This window comes from Pantoea piersonii (assembly GCF_003612015.1).
GTDB lineage: Bacteria > Pseudomonadota > Gammaproteobacteria > Enterobacterales > Enterobacteriaceae > Pantoea > Pantoea piersonii.
Map to the genome: position 1 here is coordinate 535,643 of NZ_RARB01000001.1, position 22,027 is coordinate 557,669.

14 protein-coding genes are annotated in these 22,027 nt (G+C 57.0%); 7 read left to right on the forward strand and 7 right to left on the reverse strand.

The annotated features are described in order from the left end of the window. Window positions 1-8 precede the first annotated feature (8 nt). From cydC to trxB, 3 genes are all read right to left on the reverse strand, one after another. Window positions 9-1,739 (reverse strand): heme ABC transporter ATP-binding protein/permease CydC, encoded by a 1,731-nt coding sequence (gene cydC, locus D7S44_RS02625; protein WP_120451770.1) that lies wholly within the window; start codon window positions 1,737-1,739, stop codon window positions 9-11. Continuing rightward, entirely contained in the window at window positions 1,739-3,508 is a 1,770-nt protein-coding gene (cydD, locus tag D7S44_RS02630) for a heme ABC transporter permease/ATP-binding protein CydD (RefSeq protein WP_120451772.1), read from the reverse strand. The genes cydC and cydD overlap by 1 nt, the downstream gene beginning before the upstream one ends. 138 nt (window positions 3,509-3,646) lie before the next feature. After that, window positions 3,647-4,615, reverse strand: a complete 969-nt coding sequence (gene trxB / locus D7S44_RS02635) for a thioredoxin-disulfide reductase (RefSeq protein ID WP_120451774.1) — start codon at window positions 4,613-4,615, stop codon at window positions 3,647-3,649. Window positions 4,616-5,142: 527 nt separating this feature from the next. Between trxB and lrp the strand changes: the two genes are divergently transcribed. The 6 genes from lrp to D7S44_RS02665 all read left to right on the forward strand — a co-directional run bounded on the left by lrp (window position 5,143) and on the right by D7S44_RS02665 (window position 14,319). Further along, window positions 5,143-5,637 carry a leucine-responsive transcriptional regulator Lrp gene (gene lrp / locus D7S44_RS02640; RefSeq protein WP_006118610.1) on the forward strand — a complete coding sequence of 165 codons (495 nt, stop codon included), beginning with the start codon at window positions 5,143-5,145 and terminating at the stop codon, window positions 5,635-5,637. A 119-nt stretch (window positions 5,638-5,756) separates the two neighbouring features. After that, window positions 5,757-9,332, forward strand: a complete 3,576-nt coding sequence (locus D7S44_RS02645) for a DNA translocase FtsK 4TM domain-containing protein (RefSeq protein WP_120451776.1) — start codon at window positions 5,757-5,759, stop codon at window positions 9,330-9,332. A 177-nt stretch (window positions 9,333-9,509) separates the two neighbouring features. Then, a complete protein-coding gene (gene lolA, locus D7S44_RS02650) occupies window positions 9,510-10,121 on the forward strand; it encodes an outer membrane lipoprotein periplasmic chaperone LolA (RefSeq protein ID WP_120451779.1) in 612 nt (203 codons plus the stop codon). 7 nt (window positions 10,122-10,128) lie between these two features. Further along, window positions 10,129-11,472, forward strand: a complete 1,344-nt coding sequence (locus tag D7S44_RS02655) for a replication-associated recombination protein A (RefSeq protein WP_120451782.1) — start codon at window positions 10,129-10,131, stop codon at window positions 11,470-11,472. Window positions 11,473-11,570: 98 nt separating this feature from the next. Continuing rightward, entirely contained in the window at window positions 11,571-12,863 is a 1,293-nt protein-coding gene (gene serS, locus D7S44_RS02660) for a serine--tRNA ligase (protein WP_120451789.1), read from the forward strand. A 304-nt stretch (window positions 12,864-13,167) separates the two neighbouring features. Then, window positions 13,168-14,319 carry an MFS transporter gene (locus D7S44_RS02665; RefSeq protein WP_120451791.1) on the forward strand — a complete coding sequence of 384 codons (1,152 nt, stop codon included), beginning with the start codon at window positions 13,168-13,170 and terminating at the stop codon, window positions 14,317-14,319. A 66-nt stretch (window positions 14,320-14,385) separates the two neighbouring features. Here D7S44_RS02665 and pflA read toward each other — a convergent pair whose 3' ends face one another. From pflA to ycaO, 4 genes are all read right to left on the reverse strand, one after another. Then, a complete protein-coding gene (gene pflA, locus D7S44_RS02670; protein ID WP_120451793.1) occupies window positions 14,386-15,126 on the reverse strand; it encodes a pyruvate formate lyase 1-activating protein in 741 nt (246 codons plus the stop codon). A 162-nt stretch (window positions 15,127-15,288) separates the two neighbouring features. Beyond that, a complete protein-coding gene (gene pflB / locus D7S44_RS02675) occupies window positions 15,289-17,571 on the reverse strand; it encodes a formate C-acetyltransferase (RefSeq protein ID WP_120451795.1) in 2,283 nt (760 codons plus the stop codon). Between the two features lie 68 nt (window positions 17,572-17,639). Further along, complete coding sequence (gene focA / locus D7S44_RS02680) at window positions 17,640-18,500, reverse strand: formate transporter FocA (RefSeq protein ID WP_120451797.1); 861 nt, start codon at window positions 18,498-18,500, stop codon at window positions 17,640-17,642. Window positions 18,501-18,869: 369 nt separating this feature from the next. Further along, window positions 18,870-20,630, reverse strand: coding sequence for a 30S ribosomal protein S12 methylthiotransferase accessory factor YcaO (gene ycaO, locus D7S44_RS02685; protein WP_120451799.1), 1,761 nt, complete (start codon window positions 20,628-20,630; stop codon window positions 18,870-18,872). A gap of 311 nt (window positions 20,631-20,941) precedes the next feature. On the opposite strand from ycaO, the gene serC reads away from it, so the two are divergent. Then, window positions 20,942-22,027: a 3-phosphoserine/phosphohydroxythreonine transaminase gene (serC, locus tag D7S44_RS02690; protein ID WP_120451802.1), complete on the forward strand. Its 1,086-nt coding sequence runs from the start codon at window positions 20,942-20,944 to the stop codon at window positions 22,025-22,027.

The following is a 22,027-nucleotide window of genomic DNA, read 5'->3' on the forward strand; positions in this document are numbered from 1 at the left end:
CGCTAAGACTATAGCGCAAAGCGCTGCTGAAAATGCCAGTAGCGTCCCTCTTTTGAGATTAATTCGTGATGCGTACCTTCTTCGGCGATCTGGCCGTTTTCCATTACGCAGATGCGATCCAGCGCGTCCAGACCGCTCAGCCGGTGCGTTACCATTATCAGGGTTTTACCGGCGGTGACCTGCTGCAGCAGCGCTAATATCTGGTGCTCCGTGGCGGCGTCGAGCCCTTCAGTGGGTTCATCCAGCAGCCAGAGATCGCCGTCGTGCAGCAGCGCTCGCGCTATCGCCAGTCGGCGCAGCTCGCCGCCCGACAGCGAACGGCCTCCTTCGCCGAGCCAGGCGTTGAGCCCTTCTTCGCTTTCCAGCAGGCGCGACAGGCCTGTCTGGTGCAGAACGCGGCTGAGCTGCGCATCGCTGGCGTCGGGACGCGCTACCCGCAGGTTCTCGCGCAGCGTCTGGCTGAACAGGTGTACGCGCTGCGTCACCACGCTAATGCGCTGACGCAGCGATTTTTCATCCCAGCTGCGCAGAGCGACGTTTTGCAGCGCAATGGATCCGGTTTCCACCTCCCATGCGCGCGTCAGCAACGCCAGCAGCGTGGATTTACCGCAGCCGGTGGGGCCGAGCAGCGCCAGGCGTTCACCCGCTCGCACCTGCAGCGAAAAATTATCCAGCACCGCTTCGGGACGATGGGGATAGTGGAAGGTGACCTTATCAATTGATACCGAAAGGCTGCCGGGCTCACTTGCCGATTTATCGGGAAAACGAATCGCGGGCGCCTGATCGATGATGCCGTTAACGCGTTCAGCGGCGGCGATAACCTGCGACAGCGGCAGAAAAGCGCCAGCAACCGGGGCCAGCGCTTCAAACGCGGCAAGCGCGCAAAATACCACCAGCGCGATAAGCGCGCCGGGCGAGGAAGCCTGGGTCACGCCATCCGCACTCATCCACAGCAGCAGCGTCACGGTTGCGCCGCTTATCAGCAGCAGCAGGCTTTGCGACAGCGCCTGCAAACGCTGCTGCTGACGCTGCGCAGCCTGCCAGCGGCCTTCATCCTGGTCAAGCTGCTGACGCCAGCGTTCGGAAAGGCCGTAAATTGCCAGTTCAGCCTGCCCGCTCAGCCAGTACATCAACTGCAGACGCCAGCGTGCACGCTGTTGCGTAATGGCGCGACCGGCTGGCGCGCCCAGGCGGTAGAACAGCGGCGGCATCAACAGCAGCGTCGTCAGCATGACGCCGCCCAGCACCAGCGCCAGCCGCACGTCCACCAGGCTGATGCCCAGCGTCACCACTACAATCACCACAAACGCGCCTGCCAGCGGCGCGATCACTCGCAGATAGAGGTGGTCGAGCATATCGACGTCACCAACGAAACGGTTGAGCAGATCACCCTGACGGAATGCCGCCAGCTGACCTGGCGCCAGCGCAATAAGGCGGCTGAAGGTAAAAACGCGCAGGTGTTGCAGAACGCGGAAGGTCGCATCATGGCTGACCAGTCGCTCAAAATAGCGGGCGGCGGTGCGTGTGATGGCCGCGCCGCGCACGCCTGCAGCCGGCAGCATATAGTTAAAGCTGTAGAGCCCGGCGATGCCTGCCAGCGAGGAGGCAGCCAGAAACCAGCCAGAGAGCGCCAGCAGGCCGATACTGGCGAGCAGCGTAACGATGGCGAGCAGCACGCCCAGCGACAGTCGGTAAGGGTGACGCAAAAACAGGCGCAGGAAAGGACGCAGTGCGGACATCAGCAAATCTCCCTCTGACGATGCGAGACCATCTGGCGAAACGAGCCAGGTTCGGCGAGCAGCGCTTGCCAGCCGCCTTGCTGTACCAGCCTGCCATCCTGCATCACCCAGATAGCGTCCCAGTGCTGCAGCTGATCGAGCTGGTGGGTGATCATCAACGTCGTCTGCCGACGCGACGCTTTATCGAGCGCCCGCATCATATGCTGCTCGCTGCGGCTGTCGAGGCTGGCGGCGGGCTCGTCCAGCAGCAGCAGGCGGGCAGGCTTATAGAGCGCGCGCGCCAGCGCGATGCGCTGCGCCTGACCCACTGAAAGCCCGGCACCATCGTCGCCGACAGGCGTCAGCACGCCAGCAGAGAGCCGCGGCAGAAATTCGCTGACGCCGCAGTCATCCAGCAAGCTATCCAAATCGTCACCGCGCTGCGCGCCGCCCATCACGATATTGTCGTGCAGCGTGTCGGCGGGCAGCTGCGGATTTTGCCCGAGCCAGGCGATCTGCCGGTGCCAGTATGCGCGGCCCATTTCGCGCAGCTCGACGCCATTAATGCGTAGCGATCCCTGGTAAGGCAGAAAGCCGAGAAGCACGTTCATCAGTACGGTTTTCCCCGCGCCGCTCTGGCCCACCAGCGCAACGCGCTGGCCAGCGTCAAGGCTAAAGCTGAGCGGACCGCACAGGCGTTGATTATCCACGCTCAGCGCAACCAGATCCTGCGCGACGATGGCGATCGCCGCGTCGTCCGCCAGCTGCGCCGAACCGTCGGGCCGTTCAGGCTGGGGACTCTCGCGCATAAAGCGCTCAAGGGCATCCGCGCCGCCGACCGCCTGCGCTTTCGCATGGTAAAAAGCGCCCAGATCGCGCAGCGGCTGAAAGAATTCTGGCGCCAGGATCAGCGCGACGAAACCGGCGAACAGCGTTACGCCTTGCCCATATGCGCCGAAATGGAGCTCGCCGAGGTAGGAAAAACCGAAGTAGACCGCGACGACCGCGATCGCCAGCGAAGCGAAAAACTCCAGCACGGCGGATGAGAGAAAGGCGAGTCGCAGCACTTCCATGGTGCGCTGGCGAAAGTCCGCAGTGGAGGAGGCGATGACGGCGGTTTCCGCTTCGGCGCGGTGAAACAGACGCAGGGTTTCGCGTCCGCGCAGGCGGTCAAGGAAGTCGCCGCTGAGGCGCGCCAGCGCAACAAAGTTGCGGCGGTTGGCGTCGGCCGCGCCCATGCCGACCAGCGCCATAAACAGCGGGATCAGCGGCGCGGTGGCGAGCAAGATCAGACCGGCTGCCCAGTTTAGCGGGAAAACGGTCAGCAAAATGCATAAGGGGATCAGCGCCGCCAGCGTCATCTGCGGCAGATAGCGCGCATAATACTCCTGCATCTCCTCAATCTGCTCCAGCAGCAGCGTCGCCCAGCTGCCTGCTGGTTTGCCGCGGATCCATGCGGGGCCGAGATCGGAAAGACGATCCAGTACCTGCTGACGCAGCGCCTGACGAATTGCCTGTCCAGCGCGAAAGCCTGCGGCCTCGCGCGCATAGTTAAGCAAGGCGCGCAGCGTAAAGCAGAGCAGCAGAAGGGAGAAGGGGAGAAGGAGCTCGCTGCGCAGTCGCTGTTCAACAATCAGCGCCTGTAGCAGAAAAGCCAGCAGCCAGGCCTGGGCGATGATGACCAGCGCGCTGGCCAGCCCAAACAGCGACGTCAACCGCAGCCAGCGGCTGCCAAAAGCGCGTTGCTGGCGTAGCCAGCGAATCAGTTCCTGTTGCCGGGTTTTATTCATGCGAGACCGTAAGCGTTGTCGATAACCCACGAAAAGAAGGGGGATTGCTCTTCAGGCTGATGAATCTAGCACGGCGGCATAAAAAAAGGCGACTGAAAAACAGCCGCCTCGTATAAATAAGATCAGATAATTAACAAGTTACCGATCGTTTTTAACCAGTCCATCCAGATAACGCTCTGCATCCAGCGCAGCCATACAGCCGGTGCCCGCCGAGGTGATCGCCTGACGATAGATATGGTCCATAACGTCGCCCGCAGCGAACACGCCGGGGATGCTGGTCTGCGTTGCGTTGCCATGCAGGCCGGACTGCACTTTGATGTAGCCGTTTTCCAGCGCCAGCTGACCCTCGAAGATCGCCGTATTCGGGCTGTGCCCGATAGCGACGAACAGGCCTGCCACTTCCAGCGACTCCGTTTCCGCCTCGTTGAGGGTCGAGCGCAGCGTCAGGCCGGTGACGCCCATCTGATCGCCAACCACTTCTTCCAGCGTGCGATCGGTATGCAGCACGATATTGCCGTTGCGCACTTTTTCCATCAGGCGGTCAATCAGGATTTTTTCCGCGCGGAAGCTGTCGCGACGGTGAATCAGATGGACTTCCGCGGCGATGTTCGCCAGATAAAGCGCCTCTTCCACCGCGGTATTGCCGCCGCCGATCACCGCGACTTTCTGATTACGGTAGAAAAAACCGTCGCAGGTGGCGCAAGCGGACACGCCTTTGCCTTTAAAGGCCTCTTCGGAAGGCAGGCCCAGATAGCGCGCAGAGGCACCGGTCGCAATAATCAGCGCGTCGGCCGTATATTCGCCGCTGTCGCCGGTGAGACGGAACGGCCGGTTCTGCAGATCGACAGTATGAATATGGTCAAAAATGATTTCGGTGTTGAATTTCTCGGCATGCTCATGCATGCGCTCCATCAGCGAGGGACCAGTGAGATCGTGCGGGTCGCCGGGCCAGTTCTCTACCTCGGTAGTGGTGGTCAACTGACCGCCTTTTTCGAGGCCGGTAATCAGCACTGGATTCAGGTTGGCGCGCGCCGCATAGACCGCTGCGGTATAACCCGCCGGACCGGAGCCCAGAATGAGCAATTTACTGTGTTTGGCCGTACTCATAGGATCCTCAGTTTCATTCGGCTGACAACATGACCTGGAATTGTAGGGAATTTACCGTGGCAAAAAAAGGGCTGGGGAATTTTGTTACCAATAGCTGCAAACGGCGTAGACGATAAGTCGGGCTTCTGCACGCCGGTTGCGCTAAAAGGGGGCAATAATCGGTTATTGCTGGTGCAAGAGTATAAAAATTCTCATTTAAAAACAGTTACCCAGCGGTCTGTCTGGCATCTTGTCCTGAATTTGGTCTTTTTACTTTGACAATCGCCTGCGCTTTTGCGAAAACAATGACAGAAGCGAAGAAGAAGGAGAGAGTCAAAACAGGGTTTCGTTCCTCGTTTTGCCCTTTTTTCCCGATAAATTACAGCCTGACATGGGTAATGACGCATGATGTGGACAGACAACATGCGTCATGCGGATGGATGCGCGACAGCGCACAGGCTCTGATTCTTCACTTCAATAATGCCTTGAACAGTGAACGTTTCCAGGGCGTGGCAGGTAAAGGGAAGGAATTAAGAGAGACAATAATAATGGTAGACAATAAGAAACGCCCCGGAAAAGATCTCGACAGAATCGACAGAAACATTCTGAATGAACTTCAGAAAGATGGTCGTATTTCCAACGTAGAACTTTCCAAACGCGTAGGATTATCGCCTACGCCATGTCTTGAGCGTGTGCGTCGTCTGGAGCGTCAGGGTTTTATTCTTGGCTATACCGCGCAACTTAACCCGCACTATCTAGATGCGTCACTGCTGGTTTTCGTTGAGATTACTCTGAATCGTGGCGCGCCGGACGTGTTTGAACAGTTTAACGCCGCCGTGCAAAAACTTGAGGAAACTCAAGAGTGTCACCTGGTTTCCGGTGACTTCGACTACCTGTTGAAAACGCGCGTGCCGGATATGTCCGCCTACCGTAAGCTGCTTGGCGAAACCCTGCTGCGCCTGCCGGGGGTCAATGACACCCGTACTTACGTGGTGATGGAAGAGGTTAAACAGAGTAATCGGCTGGTGATTAAAACCCGCTAACGCAGCGCAGGTGCAAAACCTGTGATATTTCGATACACTCCTGTGAATTCATACAGGACCAGCGTCGGGCTTGCCCGACGCTGTTGCCTTCATAATTTACAGGCACCTGGAGAGTTCTCTTGAGCCAGGAATACACAGAAGACAAAGAAGTTTCGTTAAAACCGCTGAGCAGTGGACGTCGTCTGCTGGAAGCATTGCTTATTCTCGTCTCACTTTTCGCCATCTATCTGATGGTCTCTCTCGTCAGCTTTAATCCTTCCGATCCGAGCTGGTCGCAAACCGCCTGGCATGAGCCGATTCATAATCTGGGCGGCGGCGTGGGAGCCTGGCTGGCGGATACGCTGCTGTTTATTTTCGGCGTGATGGCCTATGCCATACCGCCGGTGATTATCGGACTGTGCTGGATCGCCTTTCGCCAGCGCGATCGCCAGGATTACATCGACTACTTCGCTATCGGCCTGCGCCTGATCGGCGTGCTGGCGCTGGTGGTGACTACCTGCGGCCTGGCTGCGCTCAATGCCGATGACATCTGGTATTTCGCCTCTGGTGGCGTTATCGGCAGCCTGGTCAGCAACGCTATTGCGCCCTGGCTCAGCCCGATGACCGGCACGCTGGCGCTGCTTTGCGTCTGGGCGGCGGGCATTACGCTCTATACCGGCTGGTCCTGGCTGACCATCGCCGAGCGCATCGGCGGCGTGGTTATGGGCGTGCTCACCTTCGCCAGCAACCGTTCGCGTCGCGACGAGCCCTGGCAAGAGGATGAAGAGGCGTTCGACGATACGGCCGCACCGCGTGTTGAGGTGGCCTCGCAAGATGAGGATGATGTACTGCTCTCTGCGCCGCGCGCCAGCACAGAACATTCAGCGCCGGAAGTGGCCGATCCGCTTCTGGCGAAAGCCGCTGCGGCGACAGATGCCGCGCTGATCACGGCGGCCGAAGCCGCTGGCGTTGCGGCGCCCGTAGCCCCGGTATCGGCTGCTGCGATCTCCTCTCAGAGTGCTGCAGCCCCCGCTGCTGCCATGCCGTCTCAGGTTGCCGCCGCGTCAGTGCCGGTTGCTGCGATGCCGCCTCAGGCGGCCGCAGCGCCACTCTCCTCTCAGACGGCCGTAATGCCGACTGCCGCCTCCGTTGCGCCTGTAACGGCTGCCGCCGCACACTCTGCGGCAGCGAATCCGTTCGCTGCGTCTCAACAGCCCGTCAACGCCTTTACGCCTGCGTCACCTCAGCCAGCCGCGCCTGCTCCCGCCGAGCCGCCGCGTTATCATTTTGAGATGCCGCAGACGCCGTCCGCGCCCGCTTTCACCAGCTGGGAAGAGGATGACGGCCCGCAAATGGGCAACTGGCGCGATGCCGATACGGCCGATATAGCTGCTACGGCGGGCGCGGCGACAGCCGCCGCGCAGGCAGCCTCTACGCCGCTGTTCGATGTCGCGCCTGAAGAGAATTACAATCCGCAGGTGAAGCAGGGCATCGGACCGACGCTACCGCGTCCTAAGCCGGTCAAACTGCCGACGCGCCGCGAGCTGGCCTCTTACGGCATTAAGCTGCCTTCTCAGCGAATAGCGGAAGAGAAGGCCAAAGCGCAAGAACAGCAGCGCGCTGACGTCTCGTCTCAGCCTGCAGACGCGCAGTCCGAATGGTCAGAGCACCAGCAGGAGGCGCAGGAACAGGCGCAGCTGCGCGACGCTTTCGCCAGCCAGCAGCAGCAACGCTACGGCGAGAGCTGGCAGCAGGATGAAGATACGCAGCAGGATGAAGATCAGGAAGAGGCTGTCGAACAGGCCGCGCTGGCGCAGCAATTCGCCGCGCAGCAGCAACAGCGCTACGGCGCTGAAGAGCAGAAAGAGAAATCGCCAGCCCTGAGCCTGGATACCTCCTCCGCGTTCGATTTCTCGCCGCTGGACGATCTGGTGGATGAAGGCCCCAGCGAGCCGCTCTTTACTATCGCCAGCGCGCCAGAGCCGGAAGCGCCTGCGGCAACGCATACGCCATGGCAGCAGCCTGCGGAAGCGCCGGTTGCTCAGCCTGCCGTGCCGGTGGCCGCACCGACGGTTTCTGCCGCTTTTGCACCCGCTGAGCCGGAGCCAGAGCTGACGCCTGTGATGCAGACGCCAGCCGCCGCACCGCCGCAGGCGTCGCAACCCGGCTCGCTGGATAACAGTCTGATCCATCCTTTCCTGATGCGTCATAACCAGCCGCTGGAGAAACCCTCTACGCCGCTGCCAACGCTGGATCTGCTGACCTCGCCGCCAGCCGAGGAAGAACCGGTTGATATGTTCGCCCTTGAGCAGACGGCGCGTCTGGTCGAAGCCCGTTTAGGCGACTATCGCGTTAAGGCAGAAGTGGTCGGCATCTCGCCGGGCCCGGTGATTACCCGCTTCGAGCTGGATCTGGCGCCGGGCGTGAAAGCCGCGCGCATCTCCAACCTGTCGCGCGATCTGGCGCGTTCGCTCTCGGCGGTTGCCGTGCGCGTAGTTGAGGTGATCCCCGGCAAGCCTTATGTCGGTCTGGAGCTGCCTAACAAGCATCGTCAGACGGTCTATCTGCGCGAAGTGCTGGACTGTGCCAAATTCCGCGACAACCCGTCGCCGCTGGCCGTGGTGCTGGGTAAAGATATCGCGGGTCAGCCGGTCGTCGCCGATCTGGCGAAAATGCCGCACCTGCTGGTGGCCGGTACGACCGGTTCCGGTAAGTCGGTCGGCGTCAACACCATGATTATCAGCATGCTCTACAAGGCGACGCCGGAAGAAGTGCGCTTTATCATGATCGACCCGAAAATGCTGGAACTGTCGGTCTACGAAGGCATTCCGCACCTGTTGACTGAAGTTGTCACCGATATGAAAGACGCGGCTAACGCGCTGCGCTGGAGCGTCGGCGAGATGGAGCGACGCTACAAGCTGATGTCGGCGCTCGGCGTGCGTAACCTCGCTGGCTACAACGAAAAAGTCGAACAGGCGGAAGCGATGGGGCGTCCTATTCCCGATCCGTTCTGGAAACCGGGCGACAGTATGGATATGACGCCGCCGGTGCTGGAAAAACTGCCTTATATCGTGGTGCTGGTGGATGAGTTCGCCGACCTGATGATGGCGGTCGGTAAGAAGGTTGAAGAGCTGATTGCGCGTCTGGCGCAGAAAGCGCGTGCCGCAGGTATTCACCTTGTGCTTGCTACGCAGCGTCCGTCAGTGGATGTGATTACCGGTCTGATTAAGGCCAACATTCCGACGCGCATCGCCTTCACCGTCTCCAGCAAAATCGACTCGCGCACCATTCTCGATCAGGGCGGCGCTGAATCGCTGCTGGGTATGGGCGACATGCTCTATATGCCACCCAACTCCTCAATGCCGGTACGTGTGCACGGCGCATTCGTCCGCGATCAGGAAGTGCACGCTGTCGTGCAGGACTGGAAAGCGCGCGGGCGTCCGCAGTATATCGAAAGCATTACGGCAGGCGAGGAGAGCGAGGGCGGCAGCGGCGGTCTTGAGGGCGACGAGGAGCTGGATCCGCTGTTCGATCAGGCGGTGGCTTTTGTGGTCGACAAGCGTCGCGCCTCGATCTCCGGCGTACAGCGTCAGTTCCGCATCGGCTATAACCGCGCCGCGCGCATTATCGAACAGATGGAAGCGCAGGGGATCGTATCGGAACCCGGACACAACGGTAACCGTGAGGTGCTCTCTCCGCCGCCGCATGAAATGTAGCGCGACACGCTTTGCAACAAACAATCATGGGCCAGTTTTTACTGGCCCATTGTTCAGGCGACATTTACCCCTCATATCAGAATACGCTTTCGGGTTTTTCTCCTGGCTCAATGGCAAAACGACGGCCAGAATTAAAACGGTATTCACTGGATAGAGATAAATAAGGAATTGAAGCGGATGAAATTAAGCGTAATCGTGCCTGGCCTGTTGGCCGTTTTTGCGTCAGCCAGCGTTATGGCGGACGCCTCCAGCGATCTGCAGCAGCGTCTGAACAAGGTTAACAGCTTCCATGCCAGCTTTAGCCAAAAAGTGACCGACAGCAGCGGCGCCAACGTGCAGGAAGGCGAAGGCGAGCTCTGGGTAAAACGCCCCAGCTTATTTAACTGGCACATGACCGCGCCGGACGAAAGCGTCATTATCTCTGACGGCAAGAATCTGTGGTTTTATAACCCGTTCGTTGAACAGGCCAGCGTCAGCCTGCTGAAAAACGCGACCAGCAACACGCCGTTTATGCTGATTGCGCGCAACCAGCCGAGCGACTGGCAGCAGTACAATATTAAACAGCAGGGCGACGCGTTCGAACTGACGCCGAAAAACAGCGATGGCAACCTGAAGCAGTTCACCATCTCCGTGACCTCTGCGGGCACCATCAACCAGTTCAGCGCCATCGAGCAGGACGGGCAGCGCAGCAGCTACCAGCTAAAGAGCCAGAAAAACGGCGCGATCAGCCCGGACAAATTCACCTTTACGCCGCCCAAAGGGGTGACGGTAGACGACCAGCGTCAGTGAGGTAAGCGTGGGTAATCTGTCTCTGGATTTTTCCTCCGAAGATTTCAAGCCGCTGGCGGCGCGCATGCGTCCGGAAACGCTTAAGCAGTATATCGGGCAGCAGCATTTGCTGGCGCCCGGTAAGCCTTTGCCGCGCGCCATCGAAGCTGGCCATCTTCACTCAATGATTCTTTGGGGACCGCCGGGCACAGGGAAAACCACGCTGGCGGAGATTATCGCGCGCTACGGCAATGCCGACGTCGAGCGTATCTCCGCCGTTACCTCGGGGGTTAAAGAGATCCGCGAGGCGATCGAGCGCGCGCGCCATAGCCGTCAGGTCGGGCGCCGCACCATTCTGTTTGTCGATGAGGTGCACCGCTTCAACAAAAGCCAGCAGGATGCGTTCTTGCCGCATATTGAAGATGGCACCATCACCTTTATCGGCGCGACCACCGAAAACCCCTCGTTTGAGCTTAACTCCGCGCTGCTCTCACGCGCGCGCGTTTATCTTTTAAAATCGCTCACCACTGAGGATATCGAGCAGGTGCTCGATCAGGCGATGCAGGACAAAACGCGCGGTTATGGCGACAGCGACATCATCCTGCCTGACAATACGCGCCGTATGATCGCCGAGCTGGTGAACGGCGACGCGCGCCGCGCGTTAAATACGCTGGAAATGATGGCGGATATGGCGGAGAGCAATGCGCAAGGTAAACGCGAGCTGACGCCGCAGTTGCTGACAGAGGTTTCCGGCGAGCGCGCCGCGCGTTTTGACAACAAGGGCGACCGCTTTTACGACCTGATCTCCGCGCTGCACAAATCGGTGCGCGGCTCCGCGCCGGATGCGGCGCTTTACTGGTATGCGCGCATTATTACCGCGGGCGGCGATCCGCTCTATGTAGCGAGGCGCCTGCTGGCGATCGCCTCTGAAGATGTCGGCAATGCCGATCCGCGCGGGATGCAGGTGGCGATTGCCGCCTGGGATTGCTTTACCCGCGTCGGGCCTGCCGAAGGCGAACGCGCTATTGCGCAGGCGATCGTCTATCTGGCCTGCGCGCCGAAAAGCAACGCCGTCTACACCGCGTTTAAAGCGGCGATGCGCGATGCGCGCGAGCATCCCGACTACGATGTGCCGGAGCATCTGCGTAACGCTCCGACCCGGCTGATGAAAGAGATGGGCCTGGGCAAAGCGTATCGTTACGCTCATGATGAAGAGCACGCCTATGCGGCTGGCGAGGTCTATTTTCCGCCGGAGATGGCGCAGACGCGCTACTACACGCCAACCCAGCGCGGGCTTGAAGGTAAAATTGGCGAAAAGCTCGCCTGGCTGGCTGAACAGGATCAAAATAGCCCGACAAAACGCTACCGCTAAAACAGACGTTACGGTAAGGTGAGCAAGGATATCAATGCACTCCAGCGGGAATGCATCCCTTCATTCGTTCTTTCAACCTTTTATTACACAGGATAAGCATGCTCGATCCCAATCTGCTGCGTAATGAGCCAGACGCAGTCGCAGAAAAACTGGCACGCCGAGGATTCAAACTGGATGTGGAAACGCTGCGCTCCCTTGAAGAGCGTCGTAAAGTCTTGCAGGTGGAAACGGAAAATCTGCAGGCGGAGCGTAACTCCCGATCCAAATCCATCGGTCAGGCCAAAGCACGTGGGGAAGATATCGAGCCGCTGCGTCAGGAAGTGAACGCGCTGGGCGAACGCCTGGATGCGGCCAAAGCGGAACTGGATGCCCTGCAAAATGAAATCCGTGATTTCACCCTGGCGCTGCCTAACCTGCCGGCGGATGAAGTGCCGCTGGGCAAAGACGACAGCGAAAACCAGGAAGTCAGCCGCTGGGGCGAGCCGCGCCAGTTTGATTTCCAGGTGAAAGATCACGTTGAGCTGGGCGAGATGGCGAAAGGCCTCGATTTTGCTTCTGCCGTGAAGCTGACCGGTTCGCGCTTTGTGGTGATGCAGGGACAGATTGCTCGTCTGCATCGCGCGCTGAGCCAGTTTATGATCGACCTGCATACTGAACAGCACGGCTATCTGGAAACCTATGTGCCCTATCTGGTTAACCATGCGACCCTGTACGGAACCGGCCAGCTGCCGAAGTTCGGCGAAGATCTGTTTCATACCCGACCGCTGGAAGAGGAGTCAGAGAGCAGCAACTATGCGCTGATCCCGACGGCGGAAGTCCCGCTGACCAATCTGGTGCGCGACGAGATTGTGGAAGAGGAGAGTCTGCCGATCAAACTGACCGCGCATACGCCTTGCTTCCGTTCTGAGGCGGGCTCTTACGGTCGCGATACGCGCGGCTTAATCCGTATGCATCAGTTCGACAAGGTAGAGATGGTGCAGATCGTCGCGCCGGAAACCTCAATGGATGCGCTGGAAGAGCTGGTGGGCCACGCAGAGAAAGTGCTGCGGCTGCTCAACCTGCCGTACCGCAAAGTGCTGCTTTGCACCGGTGATATGGGCTTTGGCTCAGCCAAGACCTACGATCTGGAAGTCTGGCTGCCGGCCCAGAACACCTATCGCGAGATCTCCTCCTGCTCCAACATGTGGGACTTCCAGGCGCGCCGCATGCAGGCGCGCTGCCGCAGCAAAACCGATAAGAAGCCACGTCTGGTGCACACCCTGAACGGCTCCGGCCTGGCGGTCGGTCGTACGCTGGTTGCGGTGCTGGAGAACTATCAGCAGGCTGACGGACGTATTCAGGTGCCGGATGTGTTGCGCCCCTATATGAATGGCGTAGAGTTTATCGGCTGATACGCGCTTCAACAGTAAACCCGGACATGTCCGGGTTTTTTTATATTTAACGTCGGCGTACGGCGTGAAGTTATCAGAAATAAACGTTATCGACATTGCGACAGGCTTAGCACCTAAAAAGCCTGTTTTTCATAAAGATAGCTTCGAAGCAGGTCTCGTTTAACACTCCTGTAACCCACTGAAGATTAATAAATTAAATTATCTTGCAGCAAAATGTGCTGCGCTATTTTTTTGTGCTTTTCCTTTAAATTCGCCAGTGGCAAACTGCGCGCAACCTCCTCTCTTTTCTTTGGTTTTTACTCCTATGTCCACATGGTCACGTCCCGTGGTGCTGCTGCTTTGCGGCCTGCTTTTGCTGACGGTTGCAATTGCTGTGCTCAATACACTGGTTCCGCTGTGGCTGACTCACGATGCGCTGGCTACCTGGCAGGTAGGCGTGGTGAGTTCCTCTTTTTATACCGGCAACCTGGCGGGCACGCTGGCGGCAGGCTGGCTGATTAAACATTACGGTTTTAACCGCAGCTACTATCTGGCAACCACGATTTTCGCCGTAGCGACCGCCGGTCTGTTAATGATGGACGGTTTCTGGGGTTGGTCGATCCTGCGTTTTTGCGCGGGTATCGGCTGCGCCTTGATTTGGGTCGTGGTAGAGAGTGCGCTGCTCTGTAGCGGGACGGTGCGCACCCGGGGCCAGCTGCTGGCCGCCTACATGATTGTCTACTATCTTGGCACCGTTGCGGGTCAACTGCTGGTGAGCAAAGTCTCTACCGGTCTGTTTAACGTCGTCCCCTGGCTTACCGCGCTGATGATCTGCGCCATTCTGCCGCTGGTGTTCGTGAAGGTGACCGCCGGCAGTGAAGCGACAGAGGCTGCGGCAGGTAAAATCTGGCCGATGCTGCGTCGTCGTAGTTCGCGACTTGGCATTAACGGCTGTATTATTTCCGGCATTGTTCTGGGTTCGCTCTACGGTCTGATGCCGCTCTACCTCTCTCATCAGGGCATGAGCGATGCGAATGTCGGCTACTGGATGGCGCTGCTGGTCAGCGCTGGCATCGTCGGGCAGTGGCCGGTTGGGCGCCTTGCCGATCGCTTCGGTCGCCTGCTGGTGCTGCGCGTGCAGGTGTTTATCGTGATTCTGGGCGCGATGGCGATGCTGACTAACGCTGCGATGGCGCCTGCACTCTTTGTGCTGGGTCTGGCGGGCTTTACGCTCTATCCGGTAGCTATGTCCTGGGCCTGTGAGACCGTTGCGCACCATGAACTGGTGGCGATGAACCAGGCGCTGCTGTTGAGCTATACCATAGGCAGCCTGGCGGGCCCCAGCATGACGGCGGTTTTGATGCAGAACTATTCCGACCGCATTCTGTTTGTGATGATTGCCGGCGTGGCGCTGGTCTATCTGATGATGCTGCTGCGTAAAGCGAATCAGCAGGCAACGCCAGTGGCGCACGCCTGATATCGGCGCAGGGGACTAAAAACAGCCGCCTGCACCATAAAGAAAGGGAGCCAGAGGCTCCCTTTTTTAATACATAACAGTATGACCGTAGCTGGCGAGGATGTTTTTCACCCGCTCCATAGTCTCTTTTGTCGGCGGCTTCACGCCGTCGAGCTTGTACTCTTCACCCATCGCGATCCATTTATGCTTGCCAAGTTCATGGTAGGGCAGCAGTTCAATCTTCTCGACATTCGCCATATCCCGTGTGAACTCGCCAAGCCGGTGTGCCGAATCGTCATCATCCGAATAGCCGGGCACCACCACATAGCGTATCCAGGTTCGTTTGCCTTTTTTCTGCAGGTAGCGGGCGAAGTCCAGAGTACGATGGTTGGAGACACCGACCAGGATTTGATGAATGTCATCATTGATTTGCTTGAGATCGAGCATCACCAGATCCGTCACCTCCAGCAGCTCATCAATCACCGGATCGTAGCGACGCACAAAACCGTTGGTGTCCAGACAGGTATGAATGCCTTCCGCCTTGCAGGCGCGGAACCAGTCGCGCACAAATTCAGCCTGTAAAATGGCCTCGCCGCCAGAGGCGGTCACGCCGCCGCCAGACGCGTTCATAAAGTGGCGATAGGAAAGCACATCTTTCATCAGCTCCTCGACGGTGATCTCTTTTCCGCCGTGCGTGTCCCAGGTATCGCGGTTATGGCAGTAGAGGCAGCGCATCAGGCAGCCCTGAAAGAAGGTGATAAAACGGATGCCGGGACCGTCAACCGTCCCGCAGGATTCGAACGAGTGAATACGACCTTTGCAAGACATTGCGATGTTCTCCAGGTTAGCCTGCCAGCAGCAGGCGCACAATCTCTGTTGTGCTCGATGATAAAGTCGGTTTTGACTGATTTCTGTATTAAGAGCGCAGACAAAACGGGCCTTGGAGAAAAGGCTCCCGAAGGAGCCTTTTTACAGCTTAGCGCGCCAGCTTTACAGTGATTTGGTGAAAGTACGGGTAATCACATCCTGCTGCTGCTCTTTCGTCAGCGAATTGAAGCGGACGGCATAGCCAGAAACGCGGATGGTCAGCTGCGGATATTTTTCCGGGTGCTCCATCGCATCCAGCAGCATTTCGCGGTTCATCACGTTCACATTAAGATGTTGGCCGCCTTCAATGCTCGCTTCATGATGGAAGTAACCGTCCATCAGGCCAGCAAGGTTAGCTTTCCGCACGTTGTCATCTTTACCCAACGCATTAGGCACGATAGAGAAGGTGTAAGAAATACCGTCTTTCGCATAGGCGAAGGGGAGTTTCGCGACAGAGGTCAGAGACGCAACGGCACCTTTCTGATCGCGGCCATGCATTGGGTTTGCGCCTGGACCAAAAGGCGCGCCTGCGCGACGACCATCCGGTGTATTACCGGTTTTCTTACCGTAAACGACGTTAGACGTAATGGTCAGCACTGACTGAGTCGGTACGGCGTTGCGATAGGTGGCGAGTTTCTGAATTTTCTTCATGAAACGTTCAACCAGATCGCAGGCCAGGTCATCGACGCGCGCATCGTTATTACCAAACTGCGGATATTCGCCTTCAATTTCAAAGTCAACCGCCAGGCCATCTTCGTCGCGCACCGGTTTCACTTTGGCGTACTTGATAGCGGACAGCGAGTCGGCGGCTACTGACAGACCCGCGATGCCGCAGGCCATTGTGCGATAGACATCGCGATCGTGCAGCGCCATCAGCGAGGCTTCGTAGCTGTACTTATCATGCATATAGTGGATGATATTCAGCGCGGTCACATACTGTTTCGCCAGCCAGTCCATGAAGTGGTCCATACGCGCCATGACGGTATCGAAATCGAGCACGTCGTCCATGACCGGGGCTTCTTTCGGACCCACCTGCATTTTCATTTTTTCATCCATGCCGCCGTTGATTGCGTACAGCAGGGTTTTTGCCAGGTTGGCGCGTGCGCCGAAGAACTGCATCTGTTTACCAACAATCATCGGGCTGACGCAGCAGGCAATGGCGTAGTCGTCATTGTTAAAGTCAGGACGCATCAAATCATCATTCTCATACTGCAGAGAAGAGGTATCGATAGAGACTTTTGCCGCGTATTTCTTGAAGTTCACCGGCAGGTTTTCTGACCACAGGATGGTCATGTTCGGCTCCGGCGACGGTCCCATGGTGTAAAGGGTATTCAGGAAACGGAACGTGCTTTTTGTCACCAGGGTACGACCATCGACGCCCATGCCCGCCAGTGATTCTGTCGCCCAGATGGGGTCGCCAGAGAAAAGCTCATCATATTCCGGCGTACGCAGGAAGCGCACCATGCGCAGCTTCATGACCAGGTGGTCAATCAGCTCCTGCGCTTGCTCTTCGGTGATTTTACCGGCCTGCAGATCGCGTTCGATATAGATATCGAGGAAGGTTGAGACGCGGCCGAACGACATTGCTGCGCCGTTCTGCGATTTCACCGCCGCAAGGTAGCCGAAGTAGGTCCATTGAACCGCTTCCTGTGAATTCGTCGCCGGGCCGGAGATGTCGCAACCATATTTAGCGGCCATCTCTTTAATCTGGGCCAGTGCGCGGTGCTGTTCAGCAATCTCTTCACGCAGACGGATAGTGGCTTCAAGATTAACGCCGTTTTCTAGATCGTTCTGCAGTGAGTTGAACTGCGCCAGCTTGTCTTGCATCAGGAAGTCAATGCCATACAGGGCGACGCGGCGATAGTCGCCGATAATGCGGCCACGGCCGTAGGCGTCCGGCAGACCGGTCAGCACGCCCGATTTACGGCAGCGCAGGATGTCCTGGGTATAGACATCAAACACGCCCTGGTTGTGGGTTTTACGATACTCGGTAAAGATTTTTTTCAGCGTCGGATCCAGCTCGCGGCCATATACTTTACAGGAGCCTTCCACCATTTTAATGCCGCCAAACGGGATAATGGCGCGTTTCAGCGGCGCTTCAGTTTGTAAGCCGACAATTTTTTCCAGCGATTTATTGATATAGCCAGCATCATGCGCGGTAATGGTTGAGGCGAGATCGGTATCGAAATCGACGGGCGCATGGGTACGGTTTTCAATCTTGATCCCTTCCAGCACGGCGTTCCACAGCTTAGTGGTCGCTTCAGTCGCGCCTGCCAGGAAAGACTCGTCGCCTTCATACGGCGTGTAGTTCTTTTGAATAAAATCGCGAACGTTGACGCTGTTCTGCCATTCGCCGTTGGCAAATCCATCCCAGGCCGCAGCCTGTTTTGCATTCAGATCGGTCATGATATACCTGCCTTATCTAAGAAGCTTTATGTTGGCGCCGCCAGCTACGCGGCGTCGGTCAGAAATCGTTAATGCACGGTAGAACCGTTGCGTAAATAGATCGCCCAGTAGGTCAACCCAACCAGCAGGCCGCCGCCGATAATGTTGCCGATCGTGACTGGAATCAGGTTGTCGATAATAAAGTTGACGGGCGTAAGCGCCTGAAACTGATCGGCGCTGGCACCGGCGGCTTGCCAGAACGCCGGGCTGGAAAAATCACGAATCACGATAGCTAACGGGATAAGAAACATATTCGCGATGCTGTGCTCGAAGCCGCTCGCAACAAACATGGCGACCGGCAGAATCATTGCCAGCGTTTTATCCGTCAGGCTATGACCGGAATAGCTCATCCATACCGCCAGACAAACCATCAGGTTCGCCAGGGTGCCCAGGCAGACGGCTTCAATAAAAGTGTGATGCATTTTATGATCGGCGGTTTGCAGCACATTTAAACCCCACGCTCCGCCAGCTGTCATATGCTCGCCGGCGAACCAGATTAGCGCGACGAAAAACAGCGCGCCGACAAGGTTGCCGAAGTAGACGTTAATCCAGTTACGCGCCAGCTGGCCCCAGGTGATGCGTCCGCTGGCTTTCGCGACGACAATCAAAACGGTGGAAGTAAAAAGATCGGCGCCGCATACCACTACCAGAATCAAACCCAGCGAGAAGCAGATGCCGCCGATCAGCTTCGCCAGACCATAAGGCATGCCCGCGCTGCCGGTTGTCGCAGTAATATAAAAAACGAAAGCGATAGAGATAAAAACGCCGGCGGTAATGGCAAGGAAAAAGGTGGTTAAGGGATGTTTAGTCGCTTTATAGATCCCTGCATCTTCTGCCACTTTAGCCATTGCGGCCGGTAATAACAGATTAAAAGGGTTGTCAGCTTTCACACTAACGCTCTCCAAAAGTTGTCTGGAAAAATATTAACAAAGGAGTATAGGAGAGGATTTGATCTGGATCATATTTGACCGGCAGGCAGAAGGGTAAAACGGTCGGAGTGACGTTGTTATAAAGGTAATTTATTGAATTTAATGTAATAAATAATTTTTAATATTTGCGCGTTTATTTTAAACATAAAAATGCGTCAGGATTTTATTTGTTAACGAACCTAATTTATCGCAGCAAAAATGTTAAATAAATTAAAGCAACAGCCCATAAGTAACTTTTATTAAAAGCTTGTTCATTACGCAAAAAAATGGCGTCAGTTTTATTGACGCCATTATTATTTTATTTAGCCTGAAGCAGCCTGATTTGCGGTCTTAATTTTTCCAGTAACGACGTTTAGCCGCCTGAAGTTTTTCGTAAGCCTGCAGCAGCGCCTGATGGGCCGGGAAGGCGTTGAGATCTTCATCAACCGCCTGCAGACCATAGAAGGGCGCTTCGCCGCTTACTGCCGCCGAGGCCGCTTCCAGCGCGTCCGCGCCATACATGCGCATGAAGGCATGGTGGTACTGCAGCGGATCGCGATCGTCCTCCATCGCCAGCAACAGCAGCGTTTGCAGGCAGCGGTAGTAGTTGGCGCGTTCCGGCGTAAAGATCGAACCATTGAATTCCATGGTCCATTCGGTCCAGATCAGCGCCTGATCGAGATCGCCGCCTGCCAGCGCCAGCATCGCTTTAAGCTCGCCAATGCGCAGCGTGTACCAGCCGTTATCCTTGCCGCTCGCCAGACCAAGCAGTTCGCGCACGCGGGTAAAGTCGTCATGACCCTCTTCATCCAGCTGCACGATCAAATCCAGATACTCTTCCGGATTCCAGTTGCTGGCGGGCAGCGCCAGCAGCGTTTCGCGTAGACCTGCGCCCATATTATTGTTCGCCAGCAGCAGATCTTCCGCCGGATAGATATCGGACATGCCCGGCACGATAATGCGGCAGGCATAGACGCCAAGGTGATCGTAATCGGCGATATACACTTCCCGATCTTCCTCGCGGAAAATGGCCATCAGCGTGGCGAATTCTTCTTGCGTTGTCCCGCTGAACGACCAGTCGACAAAGGGGTAGTCCGCTTTCTCTTTGAACAGATCCCAGGAGATAAGGCCGCTTGAGTCGATAAAGTGCGTTTCCAGATTGGCGTGCTCGGCCACTTCTTCATCATCAAAGGTCGGCGGCGTAAAGACGTCGAGATCTTTCAGGCTGCGGCCCTGCAGCAGCTCGGTAACGGTACGCTCAAGAGCGACGCCGAAATCGGGATGCGCGCCGAAAGAGGCAAAGCAGGTGCCGTTTTGCGGGTTGAACAGCACGACGCAGATAACCGGATATTTGCCGCCCAGCGAGGCGTCATAGGCGAAAATCGGGAAGCCTTCCGCTTCAAGACGCGCGATAGCTTCCACCACGCCAGGATAGCGCTGCATCACGCTGTCAGGAATGGTCGGCAGGCTGATCGACTCTGCGATGATGCGGTTTTTGATATAACGCTCAAACACCTCAGAAAGCCCCTGCACGCGCGCTTCATTAGGCGTATTACCCGCTGACATGCCGTTTGAAACGTACAGGTTGCCGATAATATTCATCGGAATATAGACGGTCTGCTGATCAGACTGGCGCGTAAAGGGCAGGCTGCAGATGCCGCGTTCGGCGTTGCCGGACTGCAGATCCACCAGCTCAGAGGCGGTCAGCGCGTCGTCTGGATCGTAAAAGGCGCGCAGACGCGTATCCAGAATACCTTCCGGCAGCGAATCATCCGCAGGAACAGGGAACCACTTCTCGTCAGGGTAGTGAACGAAATCGCCGTTCGCGATCGATTTGCCCAGCCAGAAGTCGGCGAAGAAGTAGTTGGTCGAAAGACGCTCGAAATATTCGCCCAGCGCCGAGGCCAGCGCGGCTTTCTTGCTGGCGCCTTTGCCATTAGTAAAGCAGAGCGGACAATCGCGGTCGCGAATATGCACGGACCAGACGTGGGGAACCGGATTTAGCCAGGAGGCTTCTTCGATATTAAAGCCAAGATCGGTCAGCTTTTGCTGAAAGCGCGCGATGGAATCTTCCAGTGCTGCGTCTTTACCGGGAATAAACGTTTGCGTCATGGGACCGCTCTCTCATATATAGTGGGCGTAAAGCGCGCAATGATACGGATTTTGCCGTCGTGGCGCTATGAAGACGGCATAAATTTCTGCCCGCTGTTCTACCTGAAAAAGCGCGTTGGAAAAGGCTCCCGTTTCCTCAGTAAACGAGCTGCCTCACAAAATTTCGCTATGCATTGCATTTGTGACATAAGCTGCGGCATGGCAGATTCAGAAATTGTGATCCCTTCCGGATTTATCATTGCAGGCGTCATAAGGCAGTGATAAAACCGGTAAGCAATTCATAACCGTTCTGGATAATCGTGGTGAGGGAAATGACGCAGATTTATAATTTTAGTTCCGGTCCAGCGATGCTGCCGGTTGAAGTGCTCCGTCGTGCAGAACAAGAACTGACAAACTGGCACGGTCTGGGGACCTCCGTCATGGAGATCAGCCATCGCAGCAAAGAGTTTATCAAGGTAGCGGAAGAGGCGGAGCAGGACTTGCGCGATCTTCTGAAAATCCCGGCCAACTACAAAGTTTTATTCTGTCACGGCGGCGCGCGCGCGCAGTTTGCCGCCGTACCGGGCAATTTGCTGGGCGAGGCCACCACGGCAGATTATATCGACGGCGGCTATTGGGCGCACAGCGCTATTAAAGAAGCGGAAAAGTATTGCACGCCGCGCGTCCTGGATGTCAAAACCACGCGTGACGGCAAGCGCGCAATTCTGCCGATGAGCCAGTGGGAGCTAAGCAGCGACGCCGCCTATGTGCACTACTGCCCGAACGAAACTATTGACGGCATCGCGATTGATGAGCAGCCCGATTTTGGCGATAAGATCGTCGTTGCCGACCTCTCCTCGACTATTCTGTCGCGTCCGCTGGACATTAACCGTTACGGCGTGATCTATGCCGGCGCGCAAAAGAACATCGGCCCGGCGGGTTTGACCATTGTTATCGTCCGTGACGATCTGCTGGGCAAAGCCCAACGGTCCGTTCCTTCTGTCCTCGATTATCAGGTGCTGGCGGAGAACGACTCCATGTTTAATACGCCGCCGACCTTTGCCTGGTATCTCTCCGGCCTGGTGTTTAAATGGCTGAAAGAGAAGGGCGGCGTAGCCGAGATCGACAAAATCAATCAGGCTAAAGCGGATCTGCTCTACGGCCTGATCGATAGCAATCCCTTTTACCGTAATGATGTCGCGGTGGAAAACCGTTCACGCATGAACGTGCCTTTCCAGCTGGCAGACGCCGCGCTGGATAAACTCTTCCTGGAAGAGTCGTTCAATGCGGGACTGCACGCCCTTAAGGGCCATCGCGTCGTAGGCGGCATGCGCGCATCGATCTACAATGCGATGCCGCTGGAAGGCGTTAAAACGCTGACCGACTTTATGGCTGACTTCGCACGCCGCCACGGTTAA

What these genes read in the sequence shown, in the direction of transcription:
- pflA (WP_120451793.1), bottom strand. Translation starts at nt 15,126, where the DNA reads ATGTCTTGCAAAGGTCGTATTCACTCGTTCGAATCCTGCGGGACGGTT.
- serC (WP_120451802.1), top strand. Translation starts at nt 20,942, where the DNA reads ATGACGCAGATTTATAATTTTAGTTCCGGTCCAGCGATGCTGCCGGTT.
- D7S44_RS02665 (WP_120451791.1), top strand. Translation starts at nt 13,168, where the DNA reads ATGTCCACATGGTCACGTCCCGTGGTGCTGCTGCTTTGCGGCCTGCTT.
- cydD (WP_120451772.1), bottom strand. Translation starts at nt 3,508, where the DNA reads ATGAATAAAACCCGGCAACAGGAACTGATTCGCTGGCTACGCCAGCAA.
- pflB (WP_120451795.1), bottom strand. Translation starts at nt 17,571, where the DNA reads ATGACCGATCTGAATGCAAAACAGGCTGCGGCCTGGGATGGATTTGCC.
- lrp (WP_006118610.1), top strand. Translation starts at nt 5,143, where the DNA reads ATGGTAGACAATAAGAAACGCCCCGGAAAAGATCTCGACAGAATCGAC.
- lolA (WP_120451779.1), top strand. Translation starts at nt 9,510, where the DNA reads ATGAAATTAAGCGTAATCGTGCCTGGCCTGTTGGCCGTTTTTGCGTCA.
- serS (WP_120451789.1), top strand. Translation starts at nt 11,571, where the DNA reads ATGCTCGATCCCAATCTGCTGCGTAATGAGCCAGACGCAGTCGCAGAA.
- cydC (WP_120451770.1), bottom strand. Translation starts at nt 1,739, where the DNA reads ATGTCCGCACTGCGTCCTTTCCTGCGCCTGTTTTTGCGTCACCCTTAC.
- ycaO (WP_120451799.1), bottom strand. Translation starts at nt 20,630, where the DNA reads ATGACGCAAACGTTTATTCCCGGTAAAGACGCAGCACTGGAAGATTCC.
- trxB (WP_120451774.1), bottom strand. Translation starts at nt 4,615, where the DNA reads ATGAGTACGGCCAAACACAGTAAATTGCTCATTCTGGGCTCCGGTCCG.